This is a genomic window from Streptomyces sp. NPDC048270, from assembly GCF_040652335.1.
Lineage (GTDB): Bacteria > Actinomycetota > Actinomycetes > Streptomycetales > Streptomycetaceae > Streptomyces.
This window is the reverse complement of sequence record NZ_JBEZLV010000010.1, coordinates 136,928-160,612: the sequence shown is the minus strand read 5'-3', so window position 1 is coordinate 160,612 and position 23,685 is coordinate 136,928. Positions and strand designations below refer to the sequence as shown.

Annotated in this window: 20 protein-coding genes and 1 tRNA gene; 16 read left to right on the top strand and 5 right to left on the bottom strand. The window is 72.5% G+C overall.

The window, feature by feature from the left end; all coding sequences use genetic code 11:
- The first annotated feature begins 206 nt into the window (after nucleotides 1–206).
- Entirely contained in the window at nucleotides 207–3,035 is a 2,829-nt protein-coding gene (locus tag AB0D66_RS12305) for a penicillin acylase family protein (protein WP_362300685.1), read from the top strand.
- On the opposite strand, the gene AB0D66_RS12300 is transcribed toward AB0D66_RS12305, so the two are convergent.
- Nucleotides 3,032–3,640: a 5-formyltetrahydrofolate cyclo-ligase gene (locus AB0D66_RS12300; protein WP_362300682.1), complete on the bottom strand. Its 609-nt coding sequence runs from the start codon at nucleotides 3,638–3,640 to the stop codon at nucleotides 3,032–3,034. The genes AB0D66_RS12305 and AB0D66_RS12300 overlap by 4 nt on opposite strands.
- 96 nt (nucleotides 3,641–3,736) lie before the next feature.
- Between AB0D66_RS12300 and galU the strand changes: the two genes are divergently transcribed.
- From galU to AB0D66_RS12260, 8 genes are all read left to right on the top strand, one after another.
- Nucleotides 3,737–4,639 (top strand): UTP--glucose-1-phosphate uridylyltransferase GalU, encoded by a 903-nt coding sequence (gene galU / locus AB0D66_RS12295; RefSeq protein WP_362300679.1) that lies wholly within the window; start codon nucleotides 3,737–3,739, stop codon nucleotides 4,637–4,639.
- A gap of 4 nt (nucleotides 4,640–4,643) precedes the next feature.
- Entirely contained in the window at nucleotides 4,644–5,981 is a 1,338-nt protein-coding gene (gene glp / locus AB0D66_RS12290) for a gephyrin-like molybdotransferase Glp (protein ID WP_362300676.1), read from the top strand.
- Nucleotides 5,982–6,053: 72 nt separating this feature from the next.
- Nucleotides 6,054–6,533 (top strand): cyclic pyranopterin monophosphate synthase MoaC, encoded by a 480-nt coding sequence (gene moaC / locus AB0D66_RS12285; RefSeq protein ID WP_362300673.1) that lies wholly within the window; start codon nucleotides 6,054–6,056, stop codon nucleotides 6,531–6,533.
- Between the two features lie 44 nt (nucleotides 6,534–6,577).
- Complete coding sequence (locus tag AB0D66_RS12280) at nucleotides 6,578–7,123, top strand: MogA/MoaB family molybdenum cofactor biosynthesis protein (protein WP_362300822.1); 546 nt, start codon at nucleotides 6,578–6,580, stop codon at nucleotides 7,121–7,123.
- A complete protein-coding gene (locus AB0D66_RS12275) occupies nucleotides 7,120–7,749 on the top strand; it encodes a GNAT family protein (RefSeq protein WP_362300819.1) in 630 nt (209 codons plus the stop codon). The genes AB0D66_RS12280 and AB0D66_RS12275 overlap by 4 nt, the downstream gene beginning before the upstream one ends.
- Nucleotides 7,750–7,908: 159 nt before the next feature.
- On the top strand, nucleotides 7,909–8,949 hold the full coding sequence (locus AB0D66_RS12270) for a hypothetical protein (protein WP_362300670.1): 1,041 nt from the start codon (nucleotides 7,909–7,911) through the stop codon (nucleotides 8,947–8,949).
- 78 nt (nucleotides 8,950–9,027) lie between these two features.
- Nucleotides 9,028–9,101, top strand: a tRNA-Ala gene (locus tag AB0D66_RS12265).
- A gap of 124 nt (nucleotides 9,102–9,225) precedes the next feature.
- Nucleotides 9,226–10,566: a CoA transferase gene (locus AB0D66_RS12260; RefSeq protein ID WP_362300667.1), complete on the top strand. Its 1,341-nt coding sequence runs from the start codon at nucleotides 9,226–9,228 to the stop codon at nucleotides 10,564–10,566.
- A 24-nt stretch (nucleotides 10,567–10,590) separates the two neighbouring features.
- Here AB0D66_RS12260 and AB0D66_RS12255 read toward each other — a convergent pair whose 3' ends face one another.
- Nucleotides 10,591–11,094, bottom strand: coding sequence for a GNAT family N-acetyltransferase (locus AB0D66_RS12255; RefSeq protein ID WP_362300664.1), 504 nt, complete (start codon nucleotides 11,092–11,094; stop codon nucleotides 10,591–10,593).
- Nucleotides 11,095–11,132: 38 nt separating this feature from the next.
- Between AB0D66_RS12255 and AB0D66_RS12250 the strand changes: the two genes are divergently transcribed.
- A complete protein-coding gene (locus AB0D66_RS12250) occupies nucleotides 11,133–11,936 on the top strand; it encodes an exodeoxyribonuclease III (protein WP_362300661.1) in 804 nt (267 codons plus the stop codon).
- Here AB0D66_RS12250 and AB0D66_RS12245 read toward each other — a convergent pair.
- The gene (locus AB0D66_RS12245; RefSeq protein ID WP_362300659.1) at nucleotides 11,918–12,607 is read right to left on the bottom strand and encodes a MerR family transcriptional regulator; all 690 of its coding nucleotides are present in this window, start codon (nucleotides 12,605–12,607) and stop codon (nucleotides 11,918–11,920) included. The genes AB0D66_RS12250 and AB0D66_RS12245 overlap by 19 nt on opposite strands.
- Nucleotides 12,608–12,787: 180 nt before the next feature.
- On the opposite strand from AB0D66_RS12245, the gene AB0D66_RS12240 reads away from it, so the two are divergent.
- The 4 genes from AB0D66_RS12240 (at nucleotide 12,788) to AB0D66_RS12225 (ending at nucleotide 16,615) form a co-directional block, all read left to right on the top strand.
- On the top strand, nucleotides 12,788–14,533 hold the full coding sequence (locus AB0D66_RS12240) for an NAD(P)/FAD-dependent oxidoreductase (RefSeq protein ID WP_362300816.1): 1,746 nt from the start codon (nucleotides 12,788–12,790) through the stop codon (nucleotides 14,531–14,533).
- Nucleotides 14,530–15,450, top strand: a complete 921-nt coding sequence (locus tag AB0D66_RS12235; RefSeq protein WP_362300656.1) for an alpha/beta hydrolase — start codon at nucleotides 14,530–14,532, stop codon at nucleotides 15,448–15,450. Before AB0D66_RS12240 ends, AB0D66_RS12235 begins: the two co-directional genes overlap by 4 nt.
- On the top strand, nucleotides 15,447–16,331 hold the full coding sequence (locus tag AB0D66_RS12230) for an SDR family oxidoreductase (RefSeq protein WP_362300653.1): 885 nt from the start codon (nucleotides 15,447–15,449) through the stop codon (nucleotides 16,329–16,331). The genes AB0D66_RS12235 and AB0D66_RS12230 overlap by 4 nt, the downstream gene beginning before the upstream one ends.
- A 77-nt stretch (nucleotides 16,332–16,408) precedes the next feature.
- Nucleotides 16,409–16,615, top strand: a complete 207-nt coding sequence (locus tag AB0D66_RS12225; protein WP_362300650.1) for a hypothetical protein — start codon at nucleotides 16,409–16,411, stop codon at nucleotides 16,613–16,615.
- A gap of 147 nt (nucleotides 16,616–16,762) precedes the next feature.
- Here the strand turns inward: AB0D66_RS12225 and AB0D66_RS12220 are convergent, their stop codons facing one another.
- Nucleotides 16,763–20,026: a S41 family peptidase gene (locus tag AB0D66_RS12220; protein WP_362300647.1), complete on the bottom strand. Its 3,264-nt coding sequence runs from the start codon at nucleotides 20,024–20,026 to the stop codon at nucleotides 16,763–16,765.
- Between the two features lie 167 nt (nucleotides 20,027–20,193).
- Between AB0D66_RS12220 and AB0D66_RS12215 the strand changes: the two genes are divergently transcribed.
- Nucleotides 20,194–20,784, top strand: coding sequence for a TetR/AcrR family transcriptional regulator (locus AB0D66_RS12215; RefSeq protein ID WP_362300644.1), 591 nt, complete (start codon nucleotides 20,194–20,196; stop codon nucleotides 20,782–20,784).
- A gap of 130 nt (nucleotides 20,785–20,914) precedes the next feature.
- Nucleotides 20,915–23,113, top strand: a complete 2,199-nt coding sequence (locus tag AB0D66_RS12210) for an MMPL family transporter (protein ID WP_362300641.1) — start codon at nucleotides 20,915–20,917, stop codon at nucleotides 23,111–23,113.
- A gap of 97 nt (nucleotides 23,114–23,210) precedes the next feature.
- Here the strand turns inward: AB0D66_RS12210 and AB0D66_RS12205 are convergent, their stop codons facing one another.
- The gene (locus AB0D66_RS12205) at nucleotides 23,211–23,624 is read right to left on the bottom strand and encodes an SsgA family sporulation/cell division regulator (protein ID WP_362300638.1); all 414 of its coding nucleotides are present in this window, start codon (nucleotides 23,622–23,624) and stop codon (nucleotides 23,211–23,213) included.
- Between the last annotated feature and the right edge of the window lie 61 nt (nucleotides 23,625–23,685).

Sequence of the window (23,685 nt, the reverse complement as noted above, 5' to 3'; positions counted from 1 at the left end):
TGGATCGTTCCTCCAGCGGCAGGTTCGGCACGTAGTTCGTTACCTTACCTAATCTTTGACGTTCCCTTTACGCGTTAGCCACATTGTGAAACGCCTGTTCGTCCCTGTCCTTGCCAGCTCCACCCCTGACGGATCAACGAGTACGGTCCTGCGCCTATGGTTGCTCCCAGCACTCCCAGGACCACCCTGCCCCTCTAAGGACAGCGATGCCCGCCAACGAAACCGCTCCTTCCGTCAAGAAGAAGGGACGACGTGTCCGTCTGATCGTGCTCGTGCTGGTCCTGGCTCTCTTCGCGGGCCTCGGCTACGGGGCGTACTGGGGCGTCGACAGCGTGCGCGCCTCGTTCCCCCAGACGACCGGCTCCCTCAAGGTGCCGGGCCTCACCGGGACCGTCGACGTCAAGCGCGATGCCCACGGCATCCCCCAGCTCTACGCCGACAACGACGACGACCTCTTCCGCGCGCAGGGCTTCGTCCACGCGCAGGACCGGTTCTGGGAGATGGACGTACGCCGCCACATGACCTCCGGGCGGCTCTCGGAGATGTTCGGCGCCGGCCAGGTCGAGACCGACGCCTTCCTGCGCACCCTGGGCTGGCGCCAGGTCGCGCAGGCCGAGTACGACAAGAAGCTCTCGGACGAGACCAAGAAGAACCTGCAGTCCTACGCCGACGGGGTCAACGCGTACCTGAAGGGGAAGTCCGGCAAGGACCTCTCCGTCGAGCACGCCGCCCTCAAGCTCAGCGGCGACTACCAGCCCGAGCAGTGGTCGCCGGTGGACTCGGTGGCCTGGCTCAAGGCGATGGCCTGGGACCTGCGCGGCAACATGCAGGACGAGATCGACCGCGCCCTGATGGCGAGCAAGCTCACGCAGGCGCAGATCGACGAGCTCTACCCGCCCTACCCCTTCGACCGGAACAAGCCGGTCGTCGAGGGCGGCAAGATCGAGGGCGGCAAGTTCGCCCCCCAGGCCTCCGGCGGCTCCGCCTCCGCGGGCTCCGGCTCGGGCGGTTCCGTCGCGGGCGGCTCCCAGGCCTCCACGGGCAGCGGCAACGGCACCGGGCTCGCCGACAACGCCACCGCCCAGGGCGCCACCGTCGGCCTGCGCACGCAGCTGACCTCCCTGGCCAAGACCCTGGACGAGATCCCCGCGATCCTCGGCCCCAACGGCAGCGGCATCGGATCGAACTCCTGGGTGATCTCGGGCAAGTACACGACCACCGGCAAGCCGCTGCTCGCGAACGACCCGCACCTGTCCCCGCAGCTGCCCTCGGTCTGGTACCAGATGGGCCTGCACTGCCGCACGGCCTCGGCCCAGTGCCAGTACGACGTGTCCGGCTACACCTTCTCCGGGATGCCCGGCGTGGTCATCGGGCACAACGCCGACATCGCCTGGGGCATGACGAACCTCGGGGCGGACGTCACCGACCTCTACCTGGAGCAGGTCAAGCCCGAGGGCTACGTCTACGACAACAAGGTGGTCCCCTTCACCACGCGCGACGAGGTGATCAAGGTCGCGGGCGGTGCCGCCAAGAAGATGACCGTCCGCATCACCAACAACGGCCCGCTCGTCTCCGACCGCAGCGACGAGCTCGGCACGGTCGGCTCCCGCGCCCCGGTCGCCAGCTCCGCGCCCGACCGCGGCAACGGCTACGCCGTCGCCCTGCGCTGGACCGCCCTGGAGCCGGGCAAGTCGATGGACGCGGTCTTCAAGCTGAACAAGGCCAAGGACTTCAACGAGTTCCGCAAGGCCGCCGCCGACTTCGAGGTGCCCTCCCAGAACCTGATCTACGCCGACGGCAAGGGCCAGTCCGGCAACATCGGCTACCAGGCCCCGGGCCGCATCCCGGTCCGCGGCGCCGGTGACGGCCGGATGCCCGCGCCGGGCTGGGACTCCAAGTACGCCTGGAAGACCGGCAAGGACGGCAGCGCCGAGTACATCCCGCAGAGCGAGCTGCCCTTCGAGTCCAACCCCTCGCGCGGCTACATCGTCACCGCCAACCAGGCGGTCGTGGAGAGCGGGACCGGCGCCGGCAAGTACCCGCACCTGCTCACCACCGACTGGGGCTACGGCGCCCGCAGCCAGCGGATCAACGACCTCATCGAGGCGAAGATCAAGGACAGCGGCAAGATCTCGACCGACGACATGCGCGCCATGCAGATGGACAACAGCAGCGAGATCGCCGCGCTGCTGACCCCGATGCTGGCCAAGATCGAGGTCTCCGACCCGGACGTGCGCTCCGCACAGAAGCTCCTGGAGGGCTGGAACTACACCCAGGAGAACGACTCGGCCGCGGCCGCCTACTTCAACGCGGTCTGGCGCAACATCCTCAAGCTGGCCTTCGGCGACAAGATGCCCAAGGAGCTGCGGGTCGAGGGCAGCTGCATGAACGTCCGCGCCGACAGCGGCCCCGCCGACGAGCTCTCCGAGGTGGTCCGCGAATGCGGCGCCCGCGGGTCCGACTCGGCGCAGCCGGACGGCGGCGACCGCTGGTTCGAGGTGGTCCGCCGCCTGGTCAAGGACGAGAAGTCGCCGTGGTGGAGCGCCCCCAAGAAGGGCTTCGCCCAGCCGGCGACCACCACCCGCGACGAGCTGTTCGCCCGGGCCATGGAGGACGCCCGCTGGGAGCTGACCGCCAAGCTCGGCAAGGACCAGTCCACCTGGAGCTGGGGCCGGCTGCACCAGCTCACGCTGAAGAACCAGACGATCGGCACCGAGGGCCCCGGCTTCCTGCAGTGGCTGCTCAACCGCGGCCCGTGGAACCTGGGCGGCGGCGAGGCCACCGTCAACGCCACCGGCTGGAACGCCTCCAGCGGCTACGGGGTCACCTGGGTGCCGTCGATGCGGATGGTCGTGAACCTCAACGACCTCGACAAGTCCCGCTGGATCAACCTCACGGGCGCCTCGGGGCACGCGTACAACTCGCACTACACGGACCAGACGACGATGTGGGCCAAGGGCGAACTGCTGGACTGGCCCTTCGGCAAGGACGCGGTGGACAAGGCGACGGTCGACACCCTGACCCTCAAGCCCTAGAAACGGAGCACCCCGGAAGGGGTGGCCACCGCCTGCACGGGGTGGTCGTGCGGTTCCTCCGGGACCCGCGCGACCACCTCTTCGTCGTAGAGGAGCACCACCAGCGCCGGATGCGCCCCGGCGCGCTCCAGCCGCTCCAGGACCCGGTCGTACGAGCCCCCGCCGCGGCCCAGCCGCATCCCGCGGCCGTCCACCGCGAGCCCGGGCAGGAGCACGGCGTCGGCCGCGGTCACCGCGTCCGGTCCGAGCGCCGGGCCGGTAGGCTCCAGGAGCCGCATCTTTCCCGGGTGCGCGGCCTCGGCGAGGCCGCGGGGGCCCTCGTACGCCGCCCAGTCGAGGTCGTTGTCGGGCAGCAGCCGGGGCAGCAGCACCCGCTTGCCGGCCGCGCGCAGCGCGTCGAGCAGGGCGCGGGTGCCGGGCTCCGTGCCGACGGAGACGTAGGCCGCCACCGTTCGCGCACCGGCCAGTTCGGGGAGATCGAGGGCCGTGACGGCCAGCGCGTCGGCCGCGGCGCGGCAGGCGTCGGGGGACAAGGCGCGGCGGGCGGCGAGAAGTTCCCGGCGCAGTCGAGCCTTGATGGAAACGGGATGCGGATTCTCTGTCACAGCGGATTCAAATATCCTCGGTAAATCGGCACATAAGTGGATCTACCTACCCGTGATCTGGCCAGGCGTTCGGCAGGACCCACTATCGTTCGGGGCATGACTATGTTGCACCCCGTGATCAAGAAGGCCGTCATTCCGGCTGCGGGCCTCGGCACTCGCTTCCTTCCGGCGACCAAGGCGACCCCGAAGGAAATGCTCCCCGTTGTGGACAAGCCGGCCATCCAGTACGTGGTCGAGGAAGCCGTGGCGGCCGGGCTCGACGATGTCCTCATGATCACTGGGCGTAACAAGCGCGCTCTCGAAGACCACTTCGACCGCAACTACGAGCTGGAGTCGGCCCTCATCGCGAAGGGCGACGACGACCGGCTGAAGAAGGTCCAGGAGTCCAGCGACCTGGCCACCATGCACTACGTGCGCCAGGGCGACCCCCGTGGCCTGGGCCACGCCGTGCTGTGCGCCGAGCCGCACGTCGGCCGCGAGCCCTTCGCCGTCCTGCTCGGTGACGACCTGATCGACCCGCGCGACCCGCTGCTGCGCCAGATGGCCGAGATCCACGCCCGCACCGGCGGCACCGTCATCGCGCTCATGGAGGTGGACCCGGCCAGCGTGCACCTCTACGGCTGCGCCGCCGTCGAGGCCACCGACGAGGACGACGTGGTCCGGATCACCGGCCTCGTCGAGAAGCCGGACGCCGCGGACGCCCCCAGCAACTACGCGGTGATCGGACGGTACGTCCTCAACCCCGCGATCTTCGACATACTGCGGGAGACCGAGCCGGGCCGCGGTGGGGAGATCCAGCTCACCGACGCCCTGCAGAAGCTGGCCGCCGACGAGACCATCGGCGGCCCGGTGCACGGCGTGGTCTTCCGGGGCCGCCGCTACGACACCGGGGACCGCGGCGACTACCTGCGGGCCATCGTCCGCCTCGCGTGCGAGCGCGAGGACCTGGGCCCGGAGTTCCGCACCTGGCTTCACCGTTACGTCACGGAGGAGATGTAGCACCTTGAGCAGTTCCGCACCGCAGGACACCGGCCACCGCCTGTGGTCCGTGGACGAGCACCTCGCGGACGTCCTCGCCACCGTCCGGCCGCTGGAGCCGATCGAGCTCCAGCTGCTGGACGCACAGGGCTGTGTCCTGGTCGAAGACGTCACCGTGCCCGTCGCCCTCCCGCCCTTCGACAACAGCTCCATGGACGGCTACGCCGTCCGGACGGCGGACGTCCAGGGCGCGAGCGAGGAGTTCCCCGCGGTGCTGACGGTCGTCGGGGACGTCGCGGCGGGCAGCGCCGAGCTGCCCGCCGTGGGCCCCGGCGAGGCCGCCCGCATCATGACCGGCGCCCCGCTGCCGCCCGGCGCCGAGGCCGTCGTACCGGTCGAGTGGACCGACGGCGGCACGGGCGGGGGAGCGGCCTCCGGGATGTCCCCGGCCAGCGCTGCCCCCGAGGGCGCGGGCGGCGAGGTGCGGGTGCACCGGCCCGCCGAGGCCCGGGCGCACGTCCGCTCGCGCGGCAGCGACGTACAGGCCGGAGACCTGGCCCTGGCGGCCGGGACCGTCCTCGGGCCGCCGCAGATCGCCCTGCTGGCCGCCATCGGGCGCGGCACCGTGCGGGTGCGGCCGCGCCCGCGCGTGGTCGTCCTGTCCACCGGCAGCGAGCTGGTCCAGCCCGGCGAGGCGCTCGCGTCCGGGACGATCTACGACTCCAACAGCTTCGCGCTGGCCGCGGCCGCGCGGGACGCCGGGGCCATCGCCTACCGGGTCGGCGCCGTCGCGGACGACGCCGACACCCTGCGCGCCACCATCGAGGACCAGCTGATCCGGGCCGACCTGCTGGTCACCACGGGCGGGGTCAGCGTCGGCGCGTACGACGTGGTCAAGGAGGCGCTGACCTCGGTGGCCGGCGGCGAGGACGACATCGGCGGCGGCAGGATCGACTTCCGGAAGCTCGCCATGCAGCCCGGCAAGCCGCAGGGCTTCGGCACCATCGGCCCGGACCACACCCCGCTGCTGGCGCTGCCCGGCAACCCGGTGTCCTCGTACGTCTCCTTCGAGCTGTTCGTGCGCCCGGCGATCCGCGCGCTCATGGGACTGCCGGAATCCGAGGTGGCCCGGCCGTCCGTACGGGCGGTGCTCAAGGCGGACGAGGCGCTGGGCTCCCCGGCCGGCCGCCGGCAGTTCCTGCGCGGCAAGTACGACGCCGAGAGCGGGACGGTCAGCCCGGTCGGCGGATCGGGCTCGCACCTGATCGCCGCACTGGCCCACGCCGACTCGCTGATGGTCGTACCGGAGGAAGTCACCTCGGTGGAGCCCGGCAGCGAGCTGGAAGTGGTCCTGCTCGGCTGAAGCCCCGCCGGTGCGGGTAGCGTGTGTCGCACCACACAGGCCCCCCGGGGCCCAGAGCGGAGCGGCGCAGCGATGAGTACCGAGAGCAGGCTCACCCACATCGACGAGGCCGGCGCGGCCCGGATGGTCGACGTCTCGGAGAAGGACGTCACCACCCGGACGGCCCGTGCCAGCGGGCGGGTACTCGTCTCCCCGCGGGTGATCGAGCTGCTGCGCGGCGAGGGCGTCCCCAAGGGCGACGCCCTCGCCACCGCGCGGATCGCCGGGATCATGGGGGCGAAGAAGACCCCCGACCTGATCCCGCTGTGCCACCCGCTGGCCGTCTCGGGCGTGAAGGTCGACCTGTCGGTCGCCGACGACGCCGTGGAGATCCTCGCCACCGTGAAGACGACCGACCGCACGGGAGTCGAGATGGAGGCCCTGACGGCGGTCGCGGTCGCCGGGCTCACCGTGATCGACATGGTGAAGGCCGTGGACAAGGGCGCGGTCATCACGGACGTGCGGGTGGAGGAGAAGACCGGCGGCAAGTCCGGCGACTGGGCGCGCTCGTGAACGCCCCGCGCGGCGGCGAGGTGCACAGCCACAGCCACAGCCACCTGCCGGCGCCGCCCGCCGACGCGCTCCCCGTCCCCGCGTCCACGGGCCGGGCCCTGGTGGTCACGGCCTCGAACCGGGCCTCGCAGGGCGTGTACGCCGACAAGGGCGGCCCGCTGCTGGCCGAGGCGCTGGAGAAGCTCGGCTTCTCGGTGGAGGGCCCCCGGGTCGTCCCCGACGGCGATCCCGTCGAGCAGGCGCTGCGCGAGGGCGTGGCCGCCGGCTTCGACGTCATCCTGACCACCGGCGGGACCGGCATCTCGCCGACCGACCGCACCCCCGACGCCACCGCGCGGGTGCTGGACTACGAGATCCCGGGCATCCCGCAGGCCATCCGCGCCGAGGGGCTCGCGAAGGTGCCGACCGCGGCCCTGTCCCGGGGTCTCGCGGGCGTGGCGGGACACACCCTGATCGTCAACCTGCCCGGTTCGACGGGCGGGGTGCGCGACGGGCTCGCGGTCCTGTCCCGGATCCTGCCGCACGCCGTGGACCAGATCCGCGGCGGCGACCATCCCAGACCGGCGGATCCCTCCGGGAGCACGAGCTGAACGGCCCCTCCTGGCCGGTCGTCCTGACGGACGGCGATGTCACGCTCCGGCCGATAAAGCTGCGGGACCAGAAGGCGTGGCGCGAGGTCAACCGGCGCAACCGCGAGTGGCTGCGGCCCTGGGAGGCCACGATCCCGCCCCCCGCGCCGTGGGGTCCGGTGATCCAGCGGCCGACGTACCGCCAGATGGTCCGCCACCTGCGGGCGGAGGCGAACGCGGGTCGCATGCTGCCGTTCGTCATCGAGTACGAGGGCCGCCTCGTCGGCCAGCTGACGGTCGCCGGGATCACCTGGGGCTCGATGTGCGCGGGCCACGTGGGCTACTGGGTGGACCGCGAGGTCGCGGGCCGCGGGGTCATGCCGACGGCGGTCGCGCTCGCCGTCGACCACTGCTTCCAGAGGGTCGGGCTGCACCGGATCGAGGTGTGCATCCGCCCCGAGAACGGGCCGAGCCGCCGGGTGGTGGAGAAGCTGGGCCTGCGCGAGGAGGGGCTGCGACCGCGCTACCTGCACATCGACGGCGCCTGGCGCGACCACCTCGTCTACGCGGTCACGTCGGAGGAGGTGCCGGAGGGCCTGCTGCGGCGCTGGCACCGGGCGCGCCACGCACAGTCCCCGCCGAAATGAAGAAACGAATATCCGTTCGAATTACGACCTTCGCGGAACCGATTCGCCCATAACCTGATCCGAAGAGTCACAAAAAAAGTCCGTGATATCAGCGAGATCGCGCGACACACCGGCCCAATTGGCCGATCCCCCCGCCCGTACCCCTCTACGGTGTGGGGTGTGAGCAGCAGCGGCCTCATCTACGCAGTCATTGTCGGGGCCTGGGCCGCCTACTTGGTGCCCATGTGGCTCCGGAGGCAGGACGAGCTGAACGAAGCCCGTCCGACGGAACGCTTCTCCACTGCCATTCGGCTGCTTTCCGGCCGGGCGGGAATGGAGCGCCGTTACGCCAAGGGACTGCGTGAGCGCGGTGACGAGCAGGCGGAGCCCCAGCCCCACGCGGACCCGGACGCCGCGACGGAAACGGTGAATTCCGTGGACGCCGACGTCCGGGCCGTCGTCGTGCCCCCGACCAGGGCGGAGCCGAGACCGGCCGCCGCCGAGCGGGAGCAGCGCGCGGAGCGGGCCCGGCGCGAACAGCGCCTCCAGGTCCTCGCGCGCCGCCGGCGCACGACAGCGCTCCTCTTCCTCGTCTTCACGTTCGGGGCGGTCGTCGCGGCGGTCGGCGGGCTGCGCTTCCTGTGGGCCCCGGCCGTGCCCGCGCTCCTGCTGAGCGCGTACATCGTGCACCTGCGGGTCCAGGAGCGCCGACGCTACGAGTTCACCATGGACCGGCGGCGCGCCGAGGCCGCCGCCCGGCAGCTGCGGGAGAACCGCCAGCGCCGCAGCCACCCCGAGGACACCGCCGGCGCGGGCGCCGACCCGGACCCCGCGCCACCGGTCTCCCCGCAGGAGGCCGGACGGCGCGCCCTGGTCGAGCAGACCGACCACGCCGAGTGGGTGGACCAGCAGCGCGAGCGCGAACGAGGCCCCGCCCGCGGTGACAGCTGGGAGCCCGTCCCGGTCCCGCTGCCCACGTACGTGACGGCCCCGGTCGCCCCGCGCGCCACCGGCCCGGCGGCCCCGGACGCCTGGAGCGCGACCCGCTCCAGCGCGGCCGAGCCGACGGAGCCCCGGCTGCGCGCCCAGCCCGCGGTCCCGGCCCCCAAGACGGAGGCGAAGCCCCCGAGCACGCCCCGCCCGCGCGGCCGCGAGCGGGGCCGCACCCCGCTGTTCGACCAGTACGAGGGCGAGGACCGCCCGCGGGCCGCGAACGAGTGATCGGTGACCTGCGCGGACGCTCCCGGATACGCGTTTTGGAGCACCCGCGCGGGGATGCTAATGTTTCACACGTCGCAAGGGCCTGTGGCGCAGTCTGGTAGCGCACCTCGTTCGCATCGAGGGGGTCTGGGGTTCAAATCCCCACAGGTCCACAGACGATGAAGATCCCGTCCGATCGCAAGATCGGGCGGGATCTTCTGCTTTTCCGCCCGGTGTTGAATCCCCGTGGCCGAAGTCGGCTCCTGTGCGCGGCAGTCGAGTGGGTTCAATGGGTCCATGACGATCACGGACGAGCCGGACGGTGCGACGGTGCAGGCGTGGGACGCGCTCGGTGGGGTGCCCGGGCTCGCCGGGCGGGTGCGGTACCGCGGGGCGTCGGGATTGGGGCAGGGGCCGCTGCCGGTGCGGGAGCTGGCGCGGGCCTCGGTCGGGGTGTGTGCGCTGGCCGCGGCGGAGCTGGCCGCCGTACGGGCCGGGGGCGGGGCCGCCGGCGCGGAGCCGGTCGTCGTGGACGAGGGTGCGGTGGCCACGGCCTTCGTCAGCGAGCGGCAGCTGCGGGTGCGGGGGCGGGAGCCGGTGAGCTTCGCGCCGCTGTCCGGCTTCTGGCGGGCGGCGGACGGCTGGCTGCGCACCCACGCCAACTATCCGCACCACGAGGCCGCGCTGGTGCGGGCGCTGGGGCTGTCCTCCGCGACGCCGGGTGCGGTGCGGGCCGCGGTGGCGGGGCTGACGGCCGTCGAGGTGCAGGAGCGCGTGTACGGGGAGGGCGGGCTCGCGGTCGCCGTGGCGCGGGGGTACGGGGATCCGCGGCCGCTGGTCGAGACCGTACGGGAGACCGAGGTGCCGGGCCGGACCGCCGGGCCGGCTCCCGCGGGGCTGCCCGCGGCCGGGGTGCGGGTGCTGGACCTCACCCGGGTGATCGCGGGGCCGGTGGCGACGCGCACGCTCGGAGTGCTCGGGGCGGACGTGCTCCGCGTGGACGCGCCGGGGCTGCCGGAGGCGGCCGACACCTACGCGGACACCGGCTTCGGCAAGCGGTCGGCGCTGCTGGACCTCGCGGCCCCGGCGGACCGGGCGGTGTTCGAGGGGCTGCTGGCCGAGGCGGACGTGGTGGTGAGCGGATACCGGCCGGGAGCGCTGGAGCGGCACGGGCTCGGGGCGGCTGAGCTGCTGGAGCGGCGGCCGGGGCTGGTGGTGGCCCAGCTGTGCGCGTGGGGCTGGGACGGGCCGTGGGCCGGGCGGCGGGGGTTCGACTCGCTCGTGCAGGCCGGGTACGGGATCGCCGCGCGGTACGCCGGTCCGGACGGCGCGCCGGGGGTGCTGCCGGCGCAGGCGCTGGACCACGGCACGGGGTACCTGGTGGCGGCCGGTGTCCTGCGGGCGCTGGCGGAGGGGGGCGGGCGGGCGCTGCGGTTCTCCCTGGCCGGAACGGCGTCGTGGCTGGTCCGGGAGGTCCCGGCGGCCGGGCCGGGCGCCCCGGGGTACGCGGCGCGGCCGTGGCTGCGCGCCTCGGACTCGGGGTACGGGCCGCTGCGCCACGCCGCCAGTCCGTTCGGGCAGTGGCCGGCGGGCCCGTCCCGCTGGGGCGCCGACCGGGCCGTCTGGCTCCCGCGGTAGGGCACCCGCGACGGACGGGGTCCGTCAGGAGGACGGCCGCAGCGGCTTCGTCATGCAGCGGCTGGAGTCGTGGAAGCGGTAGTGCCCGAACTTCGCGGACATGCCGTAGCCCGACGACAGGTAGAGCGCGATCGCCTCCGGCTGCTGGTCGCCCGTCTCCAGGACCATCCGGGTGCGGCCCGCCGCGCGGGCGTCGTCCTCCAGGGCGGCCAGGATCCGGCGGGCCAGGCCCAGGCCGCGGGCCTCCGGTATGACGTACATGCGCTTCAGCTCGGCGTCGCCGTCCGCGTAGCCCTCCTCGTTCTCGTCCTGGCTGCGCCAGCCGCCGCTGGCGACCGGTGCGCCCTGGGCGTCGTAGGCCAGCAGGTAGAGGCCGCGCGGCGGGGCGAACATGCCCGGGTCGAGGTAGGTGGCGTCGCCTTCGCCGTCGTCGTAGCGCGCCTGGTACTCCAGCTGGACCTGGTCACTGAGCTTGACCGCGTCCGGGTGGTCGTAGGGCACTGGCTGGAGCTGGATCCCGTGAGACATCAGAACATCGTACGGAACCCTGCCGCTAAGGTGCAGGGATGCTCATCGTGACCTCCGTGAATGTGAATGGGATCCGCGCCGCCGCCAAGAAGGGCTTCGGGGCGTGGCTCGAGGGATCCGACGCCGACGTGGTCTGCCTGCAGGAAGTGCGGGCCGAGGAGGCGCAGATTCCGGAGGAGGTGCGCAGTCCCGAGGGCTGGCACACCGTGTTCGCGCCGGCTGCCGTCAAGGGGCGGGCCGGGGTCGCGCTCTACACGCGGCGGGCGCCCGAGCGGGTGCAGGTGGGGTTCGGGAGCGACGAGTTCGACGCCTCCGGGCGGTACCTGGAGGTCGACCTGCCCGGGGTGACCGTGGCCAGCCTCTACCTGCCCTCCGGTGAGGCCGGGACCGCGAAGCAGGACGAGAAGTACCGCTTCATGGCGGAGTTCCACACCTACCTCGTGACGCTGAAGGCGCGGGCCGCCGCGGACGGCCGAGAGGTCGTGGTCTGCGGGGACTGGAACATCTGCCACCGGGAAGCGGACCTCAAGAACTGGAAGACGAACCGGAAGAACGCCGGCTTCCTGCCCGAGGAGCGCGAGTGGCTCGGGAAGGTGTACGAGGAGGCCGGGTACGTGGACGTGGTGCGCGAGCTGCATCCGGACACCGAGGGCCCGTACTCCTGGTGGTCCTACCGCGGGCGTGCCTTCGACAACGACGCCGGCTGGCGGATCGACCTCCAGGTGGCCACTCCGGGCCTGGCGGCGAAGTCCGTGAAGGCCTTCGTGGAGCGGGCCGAGACGCACCCGGAGCGGTGGTCCGACCACGCGCCGGTGACGGTCGTCTACGAGCTGGGGGTGTGACCGGACGCGGACGCGGACCCGGTTCCGGTCCCGCCCCCCGATGCCAGCAGGCGGTCCATCGCCATCGTGAGCTCGGCCTCGACCACGCTCTTCGCCAGCGGGCGCATGCGCGGGAGTGCGTCCTGCGGCAGGTGGGCCGAGATCAGCTCGGTGAACAGGGAGGCCATCGCGTCCGCGTGCTCGCGGACGCGGCGGCCCGTCTCCAGGACGGCCGCCAGCGGTACGCCCTCGCGCACCAGGGCCGAGGAGACGTCCAGCAGGCGGCGGCTGACGTGCACGATCTCGTCGCCGTCGGTGGCGAGGTAGCCGAGGTCCAGGGAGGCCGCCAGGTTCTCCGGGGTGACCTCGCCCTCGAAGTAGTCGGCCAGCGCCTCGGGGGTCAGCCGGACCGGGGTCTCCTCCGACCAGCCGATGCCGAGCAGTTCGCCGAGCTGGCTGACGTCGCGGCCGTTCTCGAAGGCGGCGGTCAGCTCCGCGATCCCGCCGAGGGTGTGGCCGCGTTCGAGCAGGGCGGCGATGGTGCGCAGCCGGGCCAGGTGGTGGTCGTCGTACCAGGCGATGCGGCCCTCGCGGCGCGGCGGCGGGAGCAGCTTGCGCTCGCGGTAGAAGCGCAGGGTGCGGACCGGTATGCCGGCCGCCTCGGCCAGTTCCTCCGTACGGTATTCGCGCACTGCCGTCCCTGCTTCCGTGTCCACCACGCCCGAAGCCTATGGCGTACTGGCGGTAACTTTCCGGGCGCGACCCCTACCCATGAGTACGGGGCTGCTCTACTCTCCCGATTGTGCCAGTGATTGCTGGCAGTGTTGCGGATGTGGAAGGCGGCGGGCATGGGCGGCATGGGCGGCGGCGACATCACGAAACGCGAGCACGTACGCGTGGCGGTGATCGGGTCCGGATTCGGCGGGCTCGGCGCGGCCGTGCGGCTGCGGCGCGAGGGGATCACGGACTTCGTCGTACTGGAGCGTTCCGACTCGGTCGGCGGCACCTGGCGCGACAACAGCTATCCGGGGTGCGCGTGCGACGTCCCCTCGCACCTGTACTCCTTCTCCTTCGCGCCCAACCCGGACTGGCCCCGGACCTTCTCCGGGCAGCCGGCCATCCGCGCGTACCTGGAGCACGTCGCCGACACCTTCGGACTGCGCCGGCACATCCGCCTCGGCCACGAGGTCCTGATGATGCGCTGGGACGCGGACGAACTGCGCTGGGAGATCGAGACCTCGGCCGGGACGCTCACCGCCGACGTCGTCGTCTCGGCGACCGGGCCGCTGTCCGACCCCAAGATGCCGGAGGTCCCGGGGCTCGCCGGATTCCCCGGCAAGGTCTTCCACTCCGCGCGCTGGGACCACGACTACGACCTGGTCGGCAAGCGCGTCGCCATGATCGGTACGGGCGCCTCCGCCATCCAGATCGTGCCCGCCATCGCACCCGACGTGGAGCGGTTGACGCTCTTCCAGCGGACCCCGCCGTGGGTGATGCCGCGCACCGACCGGGCCATCACCGCCGTGGAGCGCTGGCTGCACCGCCAGCTCCCCTTCACCCGGGCGGCGCGCCGCGGGCTGCTGTGGGGCATCCGGGAACTGCAGGTCAGCGCCTTCACCAAGCGGCCGAACCAGCTCGGGCTCATCGAGTCGCTCGCCAAGGCCAACATGGCGCGCTCGATCAAGGACCCGGCGCTGCGCGCCAAGCTGACGCCCTCCTACCGGATCGGCTGCAAGCGCATCCTGCTGTCCAGCGAGTACTACCCGGCGCTCGCCCGGCCCAACGTGGACCTGGTCGCCTCCGGGCTCAAGGAGATCCGCGGCTCGGTCCTGGTCGCCGCCGACGGGACGGAGGCGGAGGTCGACGCGATCGTCTTTGGCACCGGCTTCCACGTCACGGACATGCCGATCGCCGACCGGGTGGTGGGCGCGGAGAGCCGGACCCTCGCGGAGGAGTGGAAGGACGGGATGCAGTCGCTGCGCGGGGCCACCGCGGCCGGCTTCCCCAACTGGATGACGATCATCGGCCCCAACACCGGGCTCGGGAACAGCTCGATGATCCTGATGATCGAGTCGCAGCTCAACTACATGGCCGATTACCTGCGTCAGCTCGGCGTGCTGGGCGGGCGGGTCGCGCTGGCCGCGCGGCCGTCGGCGGTGAACCAGTGGAACCGGCAGGTCCAGGCCCGGATGGAGCGGACGGTGTGGAACACCGGCGGCTGCACGAGCTGGTACCTCGACGCCCAGGGGCGCAACACCACCGTCTGGCCCGGCACCACGGGCGAGTTCCGCCGCGAGACGCGGAGCGTCGATCTGGCCGAGTACGAGGTCGTACGGGTCCGCGAGCGCGAGCCGGTCCCGGCCGGGGCGGCTGCGCCGGCCGCCGTGGATCCGGGGCGCTCCCGCGGGGGTGTCGGGGGCTCCGGGGATTCGGGTGCGGCGCCGTTGCCGGGGGCGCTGCCCCCGGACCCCCGCGCCTCAAACGCCGGCGGGGCTGGGTTGGGCGCCAGCGGGGCCGGGTCGGGCTCGAACAACGGCGGGGCCGGGGTGGGCTCGAACAACGGCGAGGCTGGGATGGGCTCGGGTGCCGGGGCTGGCGAAGGGGCCGGTGCCGCGTGAGCCGGCTGACGCATGTCACCGCGGGGCGCTACGCGCCGCCCGCCGCTCGGCGCGAGCTCGTCGCCGAATCCGCCGACGGGGCCCGGCTGCACGTCGAGGTCCACGGGGAGGAGGGCGCGCCGGCCGTGGTGCTGGCGCACGGCTGGACCTGCTCCACCGCCTTCTGGGCCGCGCAGATCCGGGAACTGGCGGGCGACCACCGGGTCATCGCCTATGACCAGCGCGGCCACGGCCGCAGCCCCGCCGCCCGGACGCTCAGCACCACCGCCCTCGCCGACGACCTGGTGGCCGTGCTGGGGGCCGCCCTGGCACCCGGCGAACGGGCGGTCGTCGCCGGGCACTCCATGGGCGGCATGACGATCATGGCGGCCGCCGCCCGGCCGGAGTTCGCCGAGCACGCCGCGGCCGCGCTGCTGTGCAGCACCGGCAGCGGCCGGCTGGTCGAGGAGTCGCGGGTGCTGCCGCTGCGTCCCGGGCGTGTCCGGACCCGGCTCACCGGGGCGGTCCTCGGGGCCCGCGCCCCGCTCGGCCCGGTCACGCCCGTCGCCAGGAAGATCCTCAAGTACGCGACCATGGGCCCCGGTTCCGCGCCGGACAAGGTCGAGGCGTGCGCCCGTATCGTGCACGCCTGCCCCACCCGGGTCCGGCACGCCTGGTCCGAGGTGCTCGCCGGGCTGGACCTGGAGGCCGACGTGGCCCGGCTCACCGTGCCCACCGCCGTCATCGGCGGCACGCACGACCGGCTCACACCCGTCGTCCACGCCCGGCGGCTGGCGGCCGCGCTGCCGAACTGCGCGGGCCTCACCGAGCTCACCGGCATGGGGCACATGACCCCGATCGAGGCGCCGGAGGCCGTCACCGCCGCCGTGCGCGAGCTGACCTCGCTGTACCTCGACCAGAAGGAGAAGTCGCTGTGAGCGCTCGCAGGAGTCTGGAAGGACAGGTCGCCGTCGTCACCGGCGGAGCCCGGGGGGTCGGCGAGCTGCTCGCCCGCAAACTCTCCGCCCGCGGTGCGAAGATCGCGCTCGTCGGCCTGGAGCCGGAGGCCCTCAAGGAGGTCTCCGAGCGGCTGCACACCGACAGCGACCACTGGCACGCCGACGTCACCGACCACGAGGCCATGGCCCGGGTCGCGCAAGAGGTCAAGCAGCGCTTCGGCAAGGTGGACATCGTGGTGGCCAACGCGGGCGTCGCCGCCGGCGGGCCGTTCGCCGACTCCGACCCCGTCGCCTGGCGCCGGGTGATCGAGGTCAACCTCATCGGCGGGGCCGTCACCGCGCGGGCCTTCCTGCCGGTGCTGACGGAGAGCCGCGGCTACTTCCTCCAGATCGCCTCGCTCGCCGCGATCACCCCGGCCCCGATGATGACGGCGTACTGCGCGTCCAAGTCCGGTGTCGAGGCCTTCGCCCACTGCCTGCGCGCCGAGGTCGGCTACAAGGGCGTCAAGGTCGGTGTCGGCTACCTGTCGTGGACCGACACCGACATGGTGCGCGGGGCCGATCAGGACGAGGTCATGCGGGAGCTGCGCCAGCGCCTGCCGTGGCCCTCGAACCGCACGTACCCGCTGGGCCCGGCCGTCGACCGGATCGTGGCCGGCATCGAGCGGCGCTCGGCGCACGTGTACGCGCAGTGGTGGCTGCGCGGCATGCAGGGGGTGCGCGGCTACCTGCCGGGGATCATCGGGGCCGTGGGGCAGCGCGAGATGAAGCGGTTCGAGCCGCGCCTGTCCGGTGTCTCCACCGGGCTGGTCGGAGCCGGCGGGGCGGCGGACGAGCGGGAGCGCACGCAGAGTAACTGATCGAAATGCGGCCTATGCCCGCCCGTGCCAGTCTGGTCGAGGCCCCACCACCAACACCCCTCATGGAGTGAAGAAGCATGGGTATCAAGGACCAGTTCAGCGAGAAGGCGCAGGAGCTCAAGGGCAAGGCCTCGCAGGCCGCCAAGGGCGTGCAGGACGAGGCGTCCGAGCGCTCCCGCCAGCTGCGGGAGAAGAAGCCGCCCCAGGGACAGGCCCAGCCGCAGGCCAAGCGGCCGCCGGCCGACCGGGCCCGCGACGAGTTCGACGAGAACTGGGACGCCTGATCCCAGCCGAAGGGGCGCGACCGTCCGGTCGCGCCCCTTCTGTGTGCCCGCGCCCTTCCGCGTGCCCGCGCCCTTCCGCATGCCCGCGCCCTTCCGCATGCCCCGCACCCGGCAGTTGCTCCTGCCGTGGCGCGGGGCACGCCCTCGCTACGGCCTCGGCGGCAGCTTCGGGCGGCGCAGGTCCGGTACGTCCGTGTAGCCGGGCGGCACCGCGGCCGGGTCCTGCTCCAGCAGTTCGAGCGCCAGGTGCACGGCGTCGTCCAGCTGCGCGTGCCGCCCCTCCGCCCAGTCGAGCGGGGTGCGCAGGATCGCGAGGTCCGGCTCGACCCCGTGGTTCTCCACCGACCAGCCGTACTCCGGGAACCAGGCCGCGTTCATCGGCACCGTGATCACCGAGCCGTCCCCGAGGGTGTGCCGGCCGGTCATGCCGACGACCCCGCCCCAGGTGCGCTGGCCCACCACCGGGCCCAGCCCGAGCAGTTTGAACGCCGCGGTGATCATGTCCCCGTCCGAGGAGGTCGCCTCGTCGGCGAGCGCCACGATCGGTCCGCGGGGTGCGTTGGAGGCGTAACTGACCGGCTGGGCATTGCGGGTGAGGTCCCAGCCGAGGATGGAGCGGGTCAGCTTCTCCACCACCAGCTCGCTGATGTGCCCGCCCGCGTTGCCGCGTACGTCCACGATCAGCGCGGGCCGGGACATCTCCATCCGAAGGTCGCGGTTGAACTGGGCCCAGCCCGAACCTCCCATGTCGGGGATGTGCAGGTAGCCGCAGCGGCCGCCGCTGAGCTCGCGGACCACCGCCCGCCGCTTGGACACCCAGTCCTGGTAGCGCAGCGGCCGTTCGTCGATCAGCGGTACGACGGCCACCCGGCGGGCGCGGCCCTCGCCCTCCGCGGGCTCGAAGGTGAGCTCCACGGTGGTGCCGCCGGCCCCCGACAGCAGCGGGTAGGGGCCGGCCACCGGGTCCACCGGGCGTCCGTCCACGTGGGTGAGCACGGCGCCCTCGCGGATGCCGGTGCCGGCCAGCGGGGAGCGGGCCTTGGAGTCGGAGGACTCGCCGGGCAGGATCCGGCTGACCACCCAGGTCCCGTCGCGGGGCACGAGGTTGGCGCCGAGCAGCCCGATCGCCCGCTGGTAGTGCGGGGGGCCCTCGTTGCGGCGCGCGGGGGCGACGTACGCGTGCGAGGTGCCGAGTTCGCCGAGGACCTCGCGCAGCAGGTCGGCGAACTCGTCGGGCGAGGCGACCCGTTCGACCAGCGGGCGGTACTGGCGCAGCACCCCGTCCCAGTCGATCCCGCACATCTTCGGCTCCCAGAAGTACGCGCGGATGATCCGCCCGGCCTCCTCGAAGGCCTGGCGCCACTCGGCCGCCGGGTCCACCTCGTGCAGGATGCGCCGCAGGTCCAGGTAGACGGTGGAGTCGCTGTCGCCGGACTCGGCGGCCGGCACCGCCCGCAGGTCCCCGTCGTCGTTGATCACGAGCCGGGTGCCGTCGCCGCTGACCGCGAACCAGTCCAGCCCCGAGGCCAGTTCGGTCTTGCGGGCCTTGGTGAGGTCGAAGTGCTCCAGCGTGGGCTTGCCGCTGATGTCGGCCGGGTTGGCGAAGGTCTCGCCGAGCGCGCCCGAGATCGGCCAGCGCAGCCACACCAGTCCGCCGCCGTGCACCGGGTACAGGGCCGAGTACTTCGACGCGGTCACCGGGAAGGGCGTGACCCGGCTCTCCAGGCCCTCCACCTCCACGATCACCGCGCCGTCGCCGGTGTCCGGCTCCCCCTCGCCGGGGTCGAGGCCGCCCGCCGCCGGGCGCCCTTCGGCGGACAGGGCGAAGGGAGAGGGGGTCGCCGAGGAGAGCGGCACCAGGTACGGGCGGCAGCCCAGCGGGAAGGACAGGTCCCCGGTGTGCACGTCGTAGACCGGGTCGAAGCCGCGCCACGAGAGGAAGGCCAGGTAGCGGCCGTCCCGGGTGAAGACCGGATTCTCGTCCTCGAAGCGGCCGTTGGTGACGTCCACGACGGTCCGCGCGCCCGGTCCGGCGATCCGGGCCATCTTGATCTGCCGCAGCGACCGTCCGATGCCGGGGTGCGACCAGGTCAGCCAGGCCCCGTCGGGCGAGAACGCCAGGTCGGTGACCGGGCCGTTGATGGACCGGATCAGCTCGGTGACCTCCCCGTTGGACTCCTCCGTGGCGTCGATCAGCAGCAGCCGCCCGTCGTTGGAGGCGATGGCGAGCCGCTCCCCGTCGGGGTCCGACAGCAGTTCGGTCACGCGCCCCAGCTCGCCCGAGGCCAGCCGGCGCGGATCGCGCTCCCCGGAGGCCCGCGGCAGGTAGGCGATCTCGATGGCGTCCTCGCCCTCGGCGTCGGTCACGTAGGCGACCTGCCCCCCGCTGCCGAGCATCTCGGGCAGCCGTACCCGGACGCCCGGGGTGTCGGCGATGGTCCGGGCCGGGCCGTCGCGGTGGGTCAGCCAGTACAGGCTGCCGCGTACGACGACCGCGCTGGCCCGGCCGGTGGCGTCCACGGACAGCGAGTCGACGTGGCTGGCGGCCGGTACCTGGTACGACCGGCGGCCGGCGCGCGGCCCGCCGAGCCGGACGTCGAGCCGGCGCGGGAGGGCGTCCGGGGCCAGTGACTCCACCAGCCAGATCTCCCCGGCGCACTGGTAGACGATCCGGTTGCCGTCGCTGGAGGCGTGCCGGGCGTAGAACTCCTCGTGGTCGGTGTGCCGGCGCAGGTCGGTGCCGTCGGGCAGGCAGGAGTAGAGGTTGCCGATGCCCTCGTGGTCGGAGAGGAAGGCGATGCGGCCGCCCACGAACATCGGGGAGTCGAGGTGGCCCTCGATGCCCTCCAGCAGCTGTTCGCCGTGCAGCCACAGCCGGCCGGTGGCGCCGCCCCGGTAGCGCTTCCAGGCGGCGGGCTCGTGCGGGGGTTTGCCGGTCAGGAGGAGGGTGCGGTGCTCCCCGTCGATGTCGGCGACCTGGATGTCGGAGCAGGGCCCCCAGGGGAGGCGTCCGCCGGGGCTGCCGTCCGTGGGCAGCTTATAGGCCCAGGCGTAGTAGGAGAACGGCTGGCCGTGCGAGGAGACCGCCAGGACGTTGCCGTCCGGGTCCCAGCCGCAGACCCGGGTGTCGGTGGAGCCCCAGTGGCTGAGCTGGCGGGCCGGGCCGCCGTCCACGGGGGCGAGGTGGATTTCGGGATCGAGGCTGCGCCAGGTGGTGAAGGCGATGTGCCGGCCGTCGGGGGAGAAGCGGGGGTGGCTGACCCGGGTCCGGTCGACGGTGATCCGCCAGGCGCGGCCGACCGGAGCTCCAGGGGGAACCAAGGGCGCCACCCAAAGATCGTCCTCGGTGGCGAAGCACAGCAGGTCGTCGTGCAGGTGCGGGAACCGGAGGTACGCGACGTCGTGACTCACCCCCCAATGCTTTCCGCGCCAGGGGGGCCCGGCAACTCGTACAGGTGATCCATGCCACTCCCCGAAGCGAAACGGAACGGTTTCGTTTCGTTGGCGGCCGGGGTATCGTCTAAGGCGTACGGAACACATTCGTTTCGATGAGGCGCGTTCGGACGGGAGGCACGGAGATGACCGAGGCGATGGCGGCCCGGCGCAGCCGCATCACCCCCGAGCGGGAAGCCGAACTCCACGGAGCGGTCCTGGACCTCCTGCGCGAAGTGGGCTACGAGGCGCTGACCATGGACGCGGTCGCCGCCCGCACCAAGTCCAGCAAGGCCACCCTCTACCGCCAGTGGGGGAGCAAGCCCGAGCTGGTCGCCAAGGCCCTGCGATGTACGCAGCCCGTCTCGCTGCGGGAGATCGACACGGGCAGCCTGCGCACGGACTTCGCGCGCATGGTCGAATGCTCCGACGACGCGCAGATGGCCAAGGACACCGCGCTGATGCGGGGCCTGGCCCATGCCGTCCACGAGAGCCCGGAGCTGCACAAGGCCCTGCGGGACCTGCTGGTCGACCCGGAGATCAACGGCCTCCAGTCGATGCTGCGGCGCGCGGTGGACCGGGGGGAGATCCGCCCGGACTGCCCGGCCCTGGACTTCGTACCGCACATGCTCATCGGCGCGTTCATCGCGCTCCCGCTGATCGAGGACCGCCCGGTGGACCGGAACTTCCTCGGCCACTTCATCGACGCCGTGGTCTTCCCCGCCCTCGGCGTCTGAACTCCCCGCCTCCCCCGTCCCCGCTGTACCCCGTGCTGTTCCTGACACGCCGCTCTCGTCGTCGGGCCGGCTCCCCATGCCCTGATCCGCACCGGATCCATCCCACGACCCGAACGGGAGAACCACCGACGTGGCCACCTTCCTCTACCGCCTCGGCCGGGGCGCCTTCCGGCGTCGCGGCCTTGTCGCCCTCATCTGGGTGGCGCTGCTGTTCGCCGCCGGTTTCGGCGCGGCATCCGCGTCCGCACCCACCTCAGGTTCCTTCTCCATACCCGGCACGGAGGCCCAGCGGGCCTTCGACGTGCTGGACAAGAAGTTCCCCGGGATGGCCGCCGACGGCGCCACCGCCCGGATCGTCATCAAGGCCCCGGCCGGGGCCAAGGTCACCGACCCCGAGCCCAAGGCCCAGGTCGAGAAGATCGTCGAGGACCTGAAGTCCGGTCCGGGCAAGGACCAGATCTCCTCGGTCGCCGACCCCTACCAGAGCCAGGCCGTGAGCCAGGACGGCTCCACCGCCTACATCAGCACCAAGTACAAGGTCAGCGGCATGGAGCTGACCGACGCGACCCGCGAGGCGCTGAAGGAGTCCGGCAAGGACGCCCAGGCGCAGGGCCTGACCGTCGAGATCGGCGGCGACGCGCTGATGGCGGCCCCCGAGACCGGCTCCGGTGAGATCATCGGCATCCTGGTCGCCGCGATCGTCCTGGTCATCACCTTCGGCTCGCTGATCGCGGCCGGGCTGCCGCTGCTGACGGCGATCATCGGCGTGGGCATCGGCGTCTCCTCCATCACCGCGCTCGCCAACGTGCTGGACCTCGGCAACACCACCGCCACGCTGGCCACGATGATCGGCCTCGCGGTCGGCATCGACTACGCCCTCTTCATCGTCTCCCGCTACCGCGCGGAGCTCGCCGAGGGCCGCGAGCGCGACGAGGCCGCCGGCCGGGCCGCCGGAACCGCCGGCTCCGCCGTCGTCTTCGCCGGTCTGACCGTGGTCATCGCCCTGGTGGGCCTGGCCGTCGTCAACATCCCGATGCTCACCAAGATGGGCTTCGCGGCCGCCGGGACCGTGGTCATCGCGGTGCTGGTCGCCCTCACCCTGGTCCCGGCCATCCTGGGCTTCGCGGGCAAGAAGGTCCTGCCGGCGGGCGAGAAGAGCAAGCTGTTCGGCAAGGGCAAGGGCAAGTCCGCCGGCGAGGAGAAGAAGGCCAACGGCGGCACCCGCTGGGCCCGCTTCGTCCTGCGCCGCCCGGTCATGGTCCTGCTGGCCGGTGTGATCGGCCTCGGCGTCATCGCCATCCCGGCGAGCAAGCTGGAGATGGGCCTGCCGGACGACGGCGCCCAGCCGGTCTCCACCACCCAGCGCCAGGCGTACGACCTGCTGTCCGACGGCTTCGGCCCCGGCTTCAACGGCCCGCTGATGGTGGTCGTGGACGGGGACAAGGCGCTCGCCGACTCCACCGTCGAGCGGATCAAGGGCCTGGAGGGCGTGGCCGCGGTCGTGCCGCCGATGCCCAACGAGGCCGGCGACGCCTCGATGATCACCGTGGTCCCGAAGGACCGCCCGTCCTCCACGCAGACCGAGGACCTGGTCCACGAGATCCGCGACGGCAGCGGGGACGACGTCATGGTCACCGGCGCCACCGCGATGAACATCGACTTCTCGCAGAAGATGAACGACGCGCTGCTGCCCTACCTGGCGCTCGTGGTCGGCCTCGCCTTCCTGCTGCTGATGCTGGTGTTCCGCTCGATCCTGGTTCCGCTCAAGGCGGCCCTCGGCTTCCTGCTCTCGGTCGTCGCCGCCCTCGGCGCGGTCGTCGCGGTCTTCCAGTGGGGCTGGCTCGGCTCGGTCTTCGGCGTGGAGCAGACCGGCCCGATCATGTCGATGATGCCGATCTTCATGGTGGGCGTGGTCTTCGGTCTCGCCATGGACTACGAGGTCTTCCTCGTCACCCGGATGCGGGAGGCGTACGTCCACGGCGAGCGTCCGGGCCAGGCCGTCGTGACCGGCTTCCAGTACAGCGCCCGGGTGGTCGTGGCCGCCGCCGTCATCATGATCGCGGTGTTCGCGGGCTTCATCGGAGCCAGTGAGCAGATGGTCAAGATGATCGGCTTCGGCCTGGCCGTCGCCGTCTTCTTCGACGCCTTCGTGGTCCGCATGGCCATCGTCCCGGCGGTGCTCGCCCTGCTCGGGCACAAGGCCTGGTGGCTGCCGCGCTGGCTGGACCGGCTGCTGCCGAACGTCGACGTGGAGGGCGAGAGCCTGCGCAAGCACCTCGCCGCCTCCTCGGACGGGCCGGACAAGGACCGCGAGCTGGTCAACGCCTGACCCGGTCCCGCACGGCCTGCGCCCCGGCCCCGTACCGCCTGATCACCAGGAGGTACGGGGCCGGGGCGCGTGTGCCGCCAGGCGGGCCGCGTTGGGCCTAGCGGGTGGCGGGGGCGTACGTACGGCGCAGGAAGCGGCGCAGCGCGGCGATGTCGAACTGGACCACGGCGACTCCCTCGGGGGAGTGGAACTCCACTACCGCCTGCACGCGGCCGCAGGGCCAGACGCGCACGTCCCCGGTTCCGGTCGGGGCCTGGAGGCCCGCCTCGAGGAGGGCGCGCGGGAAGACCCACTCGTTGTCGGTGCCCTCGGGGGACAGGTCCGCGGGGAAGACGATGCGTACGGCCAGCGGTTCGGACGCGGCGAAGCGCAGGGCCACCGGGACCTTCCGGTAGAGGGGGTCGTCGCTGATCACGCGCGCGGTGACCCGCTCCTCGACGGCGGTGGCCGTCGCGGTGGCGGTCGCGGTCGCGGTGGCGCTCGCGGGGGGATTCTCGGCGGTGGCTGACACGACAAGACTCCTCTATTCGGAACATTTGCGTCCGTTTGTCCTCCAGCCTCGCACATTCCCA

Bases quoted from the DNA above. Each gene is read 5' to 3' on its own strand.
- AB0D66_RS12305 (WP_362300685.1), top strand. From the start codon at position 207: ATGCCCGCCAACGAAACCGCTCCTTCCGTCAAGAAGAAGGGACGACGT.
- galU (WP_362300679.1), top strand. From the start codon at position 3,737: ATGACTATGTTGCACCCCGTGATCAAGAAGGCCGTCATTCCGGCTGCG.
- moaC (WP_362300673.1), top strand. From the start codon at position 6,054: ATGAGTACCGAGAGCAGGCTCACCCACATCGACGAGGCCGGCGCGGCC.
- AB0D66_RS12260 (WP_362300667.1), top strand. From the start codon at position 9,226: ATGACGATCACGGACGAGCCGGACGGTGCGACGGTGCAGGCGTGGGAC.
- AB0D66_RS12255 (WP_362300664.1), bottom strand. From the start codon at position 11,094: ATGTCTCACGGGATCCAGCTCCAGCCAGTGCCCTACGACCACCCGGAC.
- AB0D66_RS12250 (WP_362300661.1), top strand. From the start codon at position 11,133: ATGCTCATCGTGACCTCCGTGAATGTGAATGGGATCCGCGCCGCCGCC.
- AB0D66_RS12225 (WP_362300650.1), top strand. From the start codon at position 16,409: ATGGGTATCAAGGACCAGTTCAGCGAGAAGGCGCAGGAGCTCAAGGGC.
- AB0D66_RS12215 (WP_362300644.1), top strand. From the start codon at position 20,194: ATGACCGAGGCGATGGCGGCCCGGCGCAGCCGCATCACCCCCGAGCGG.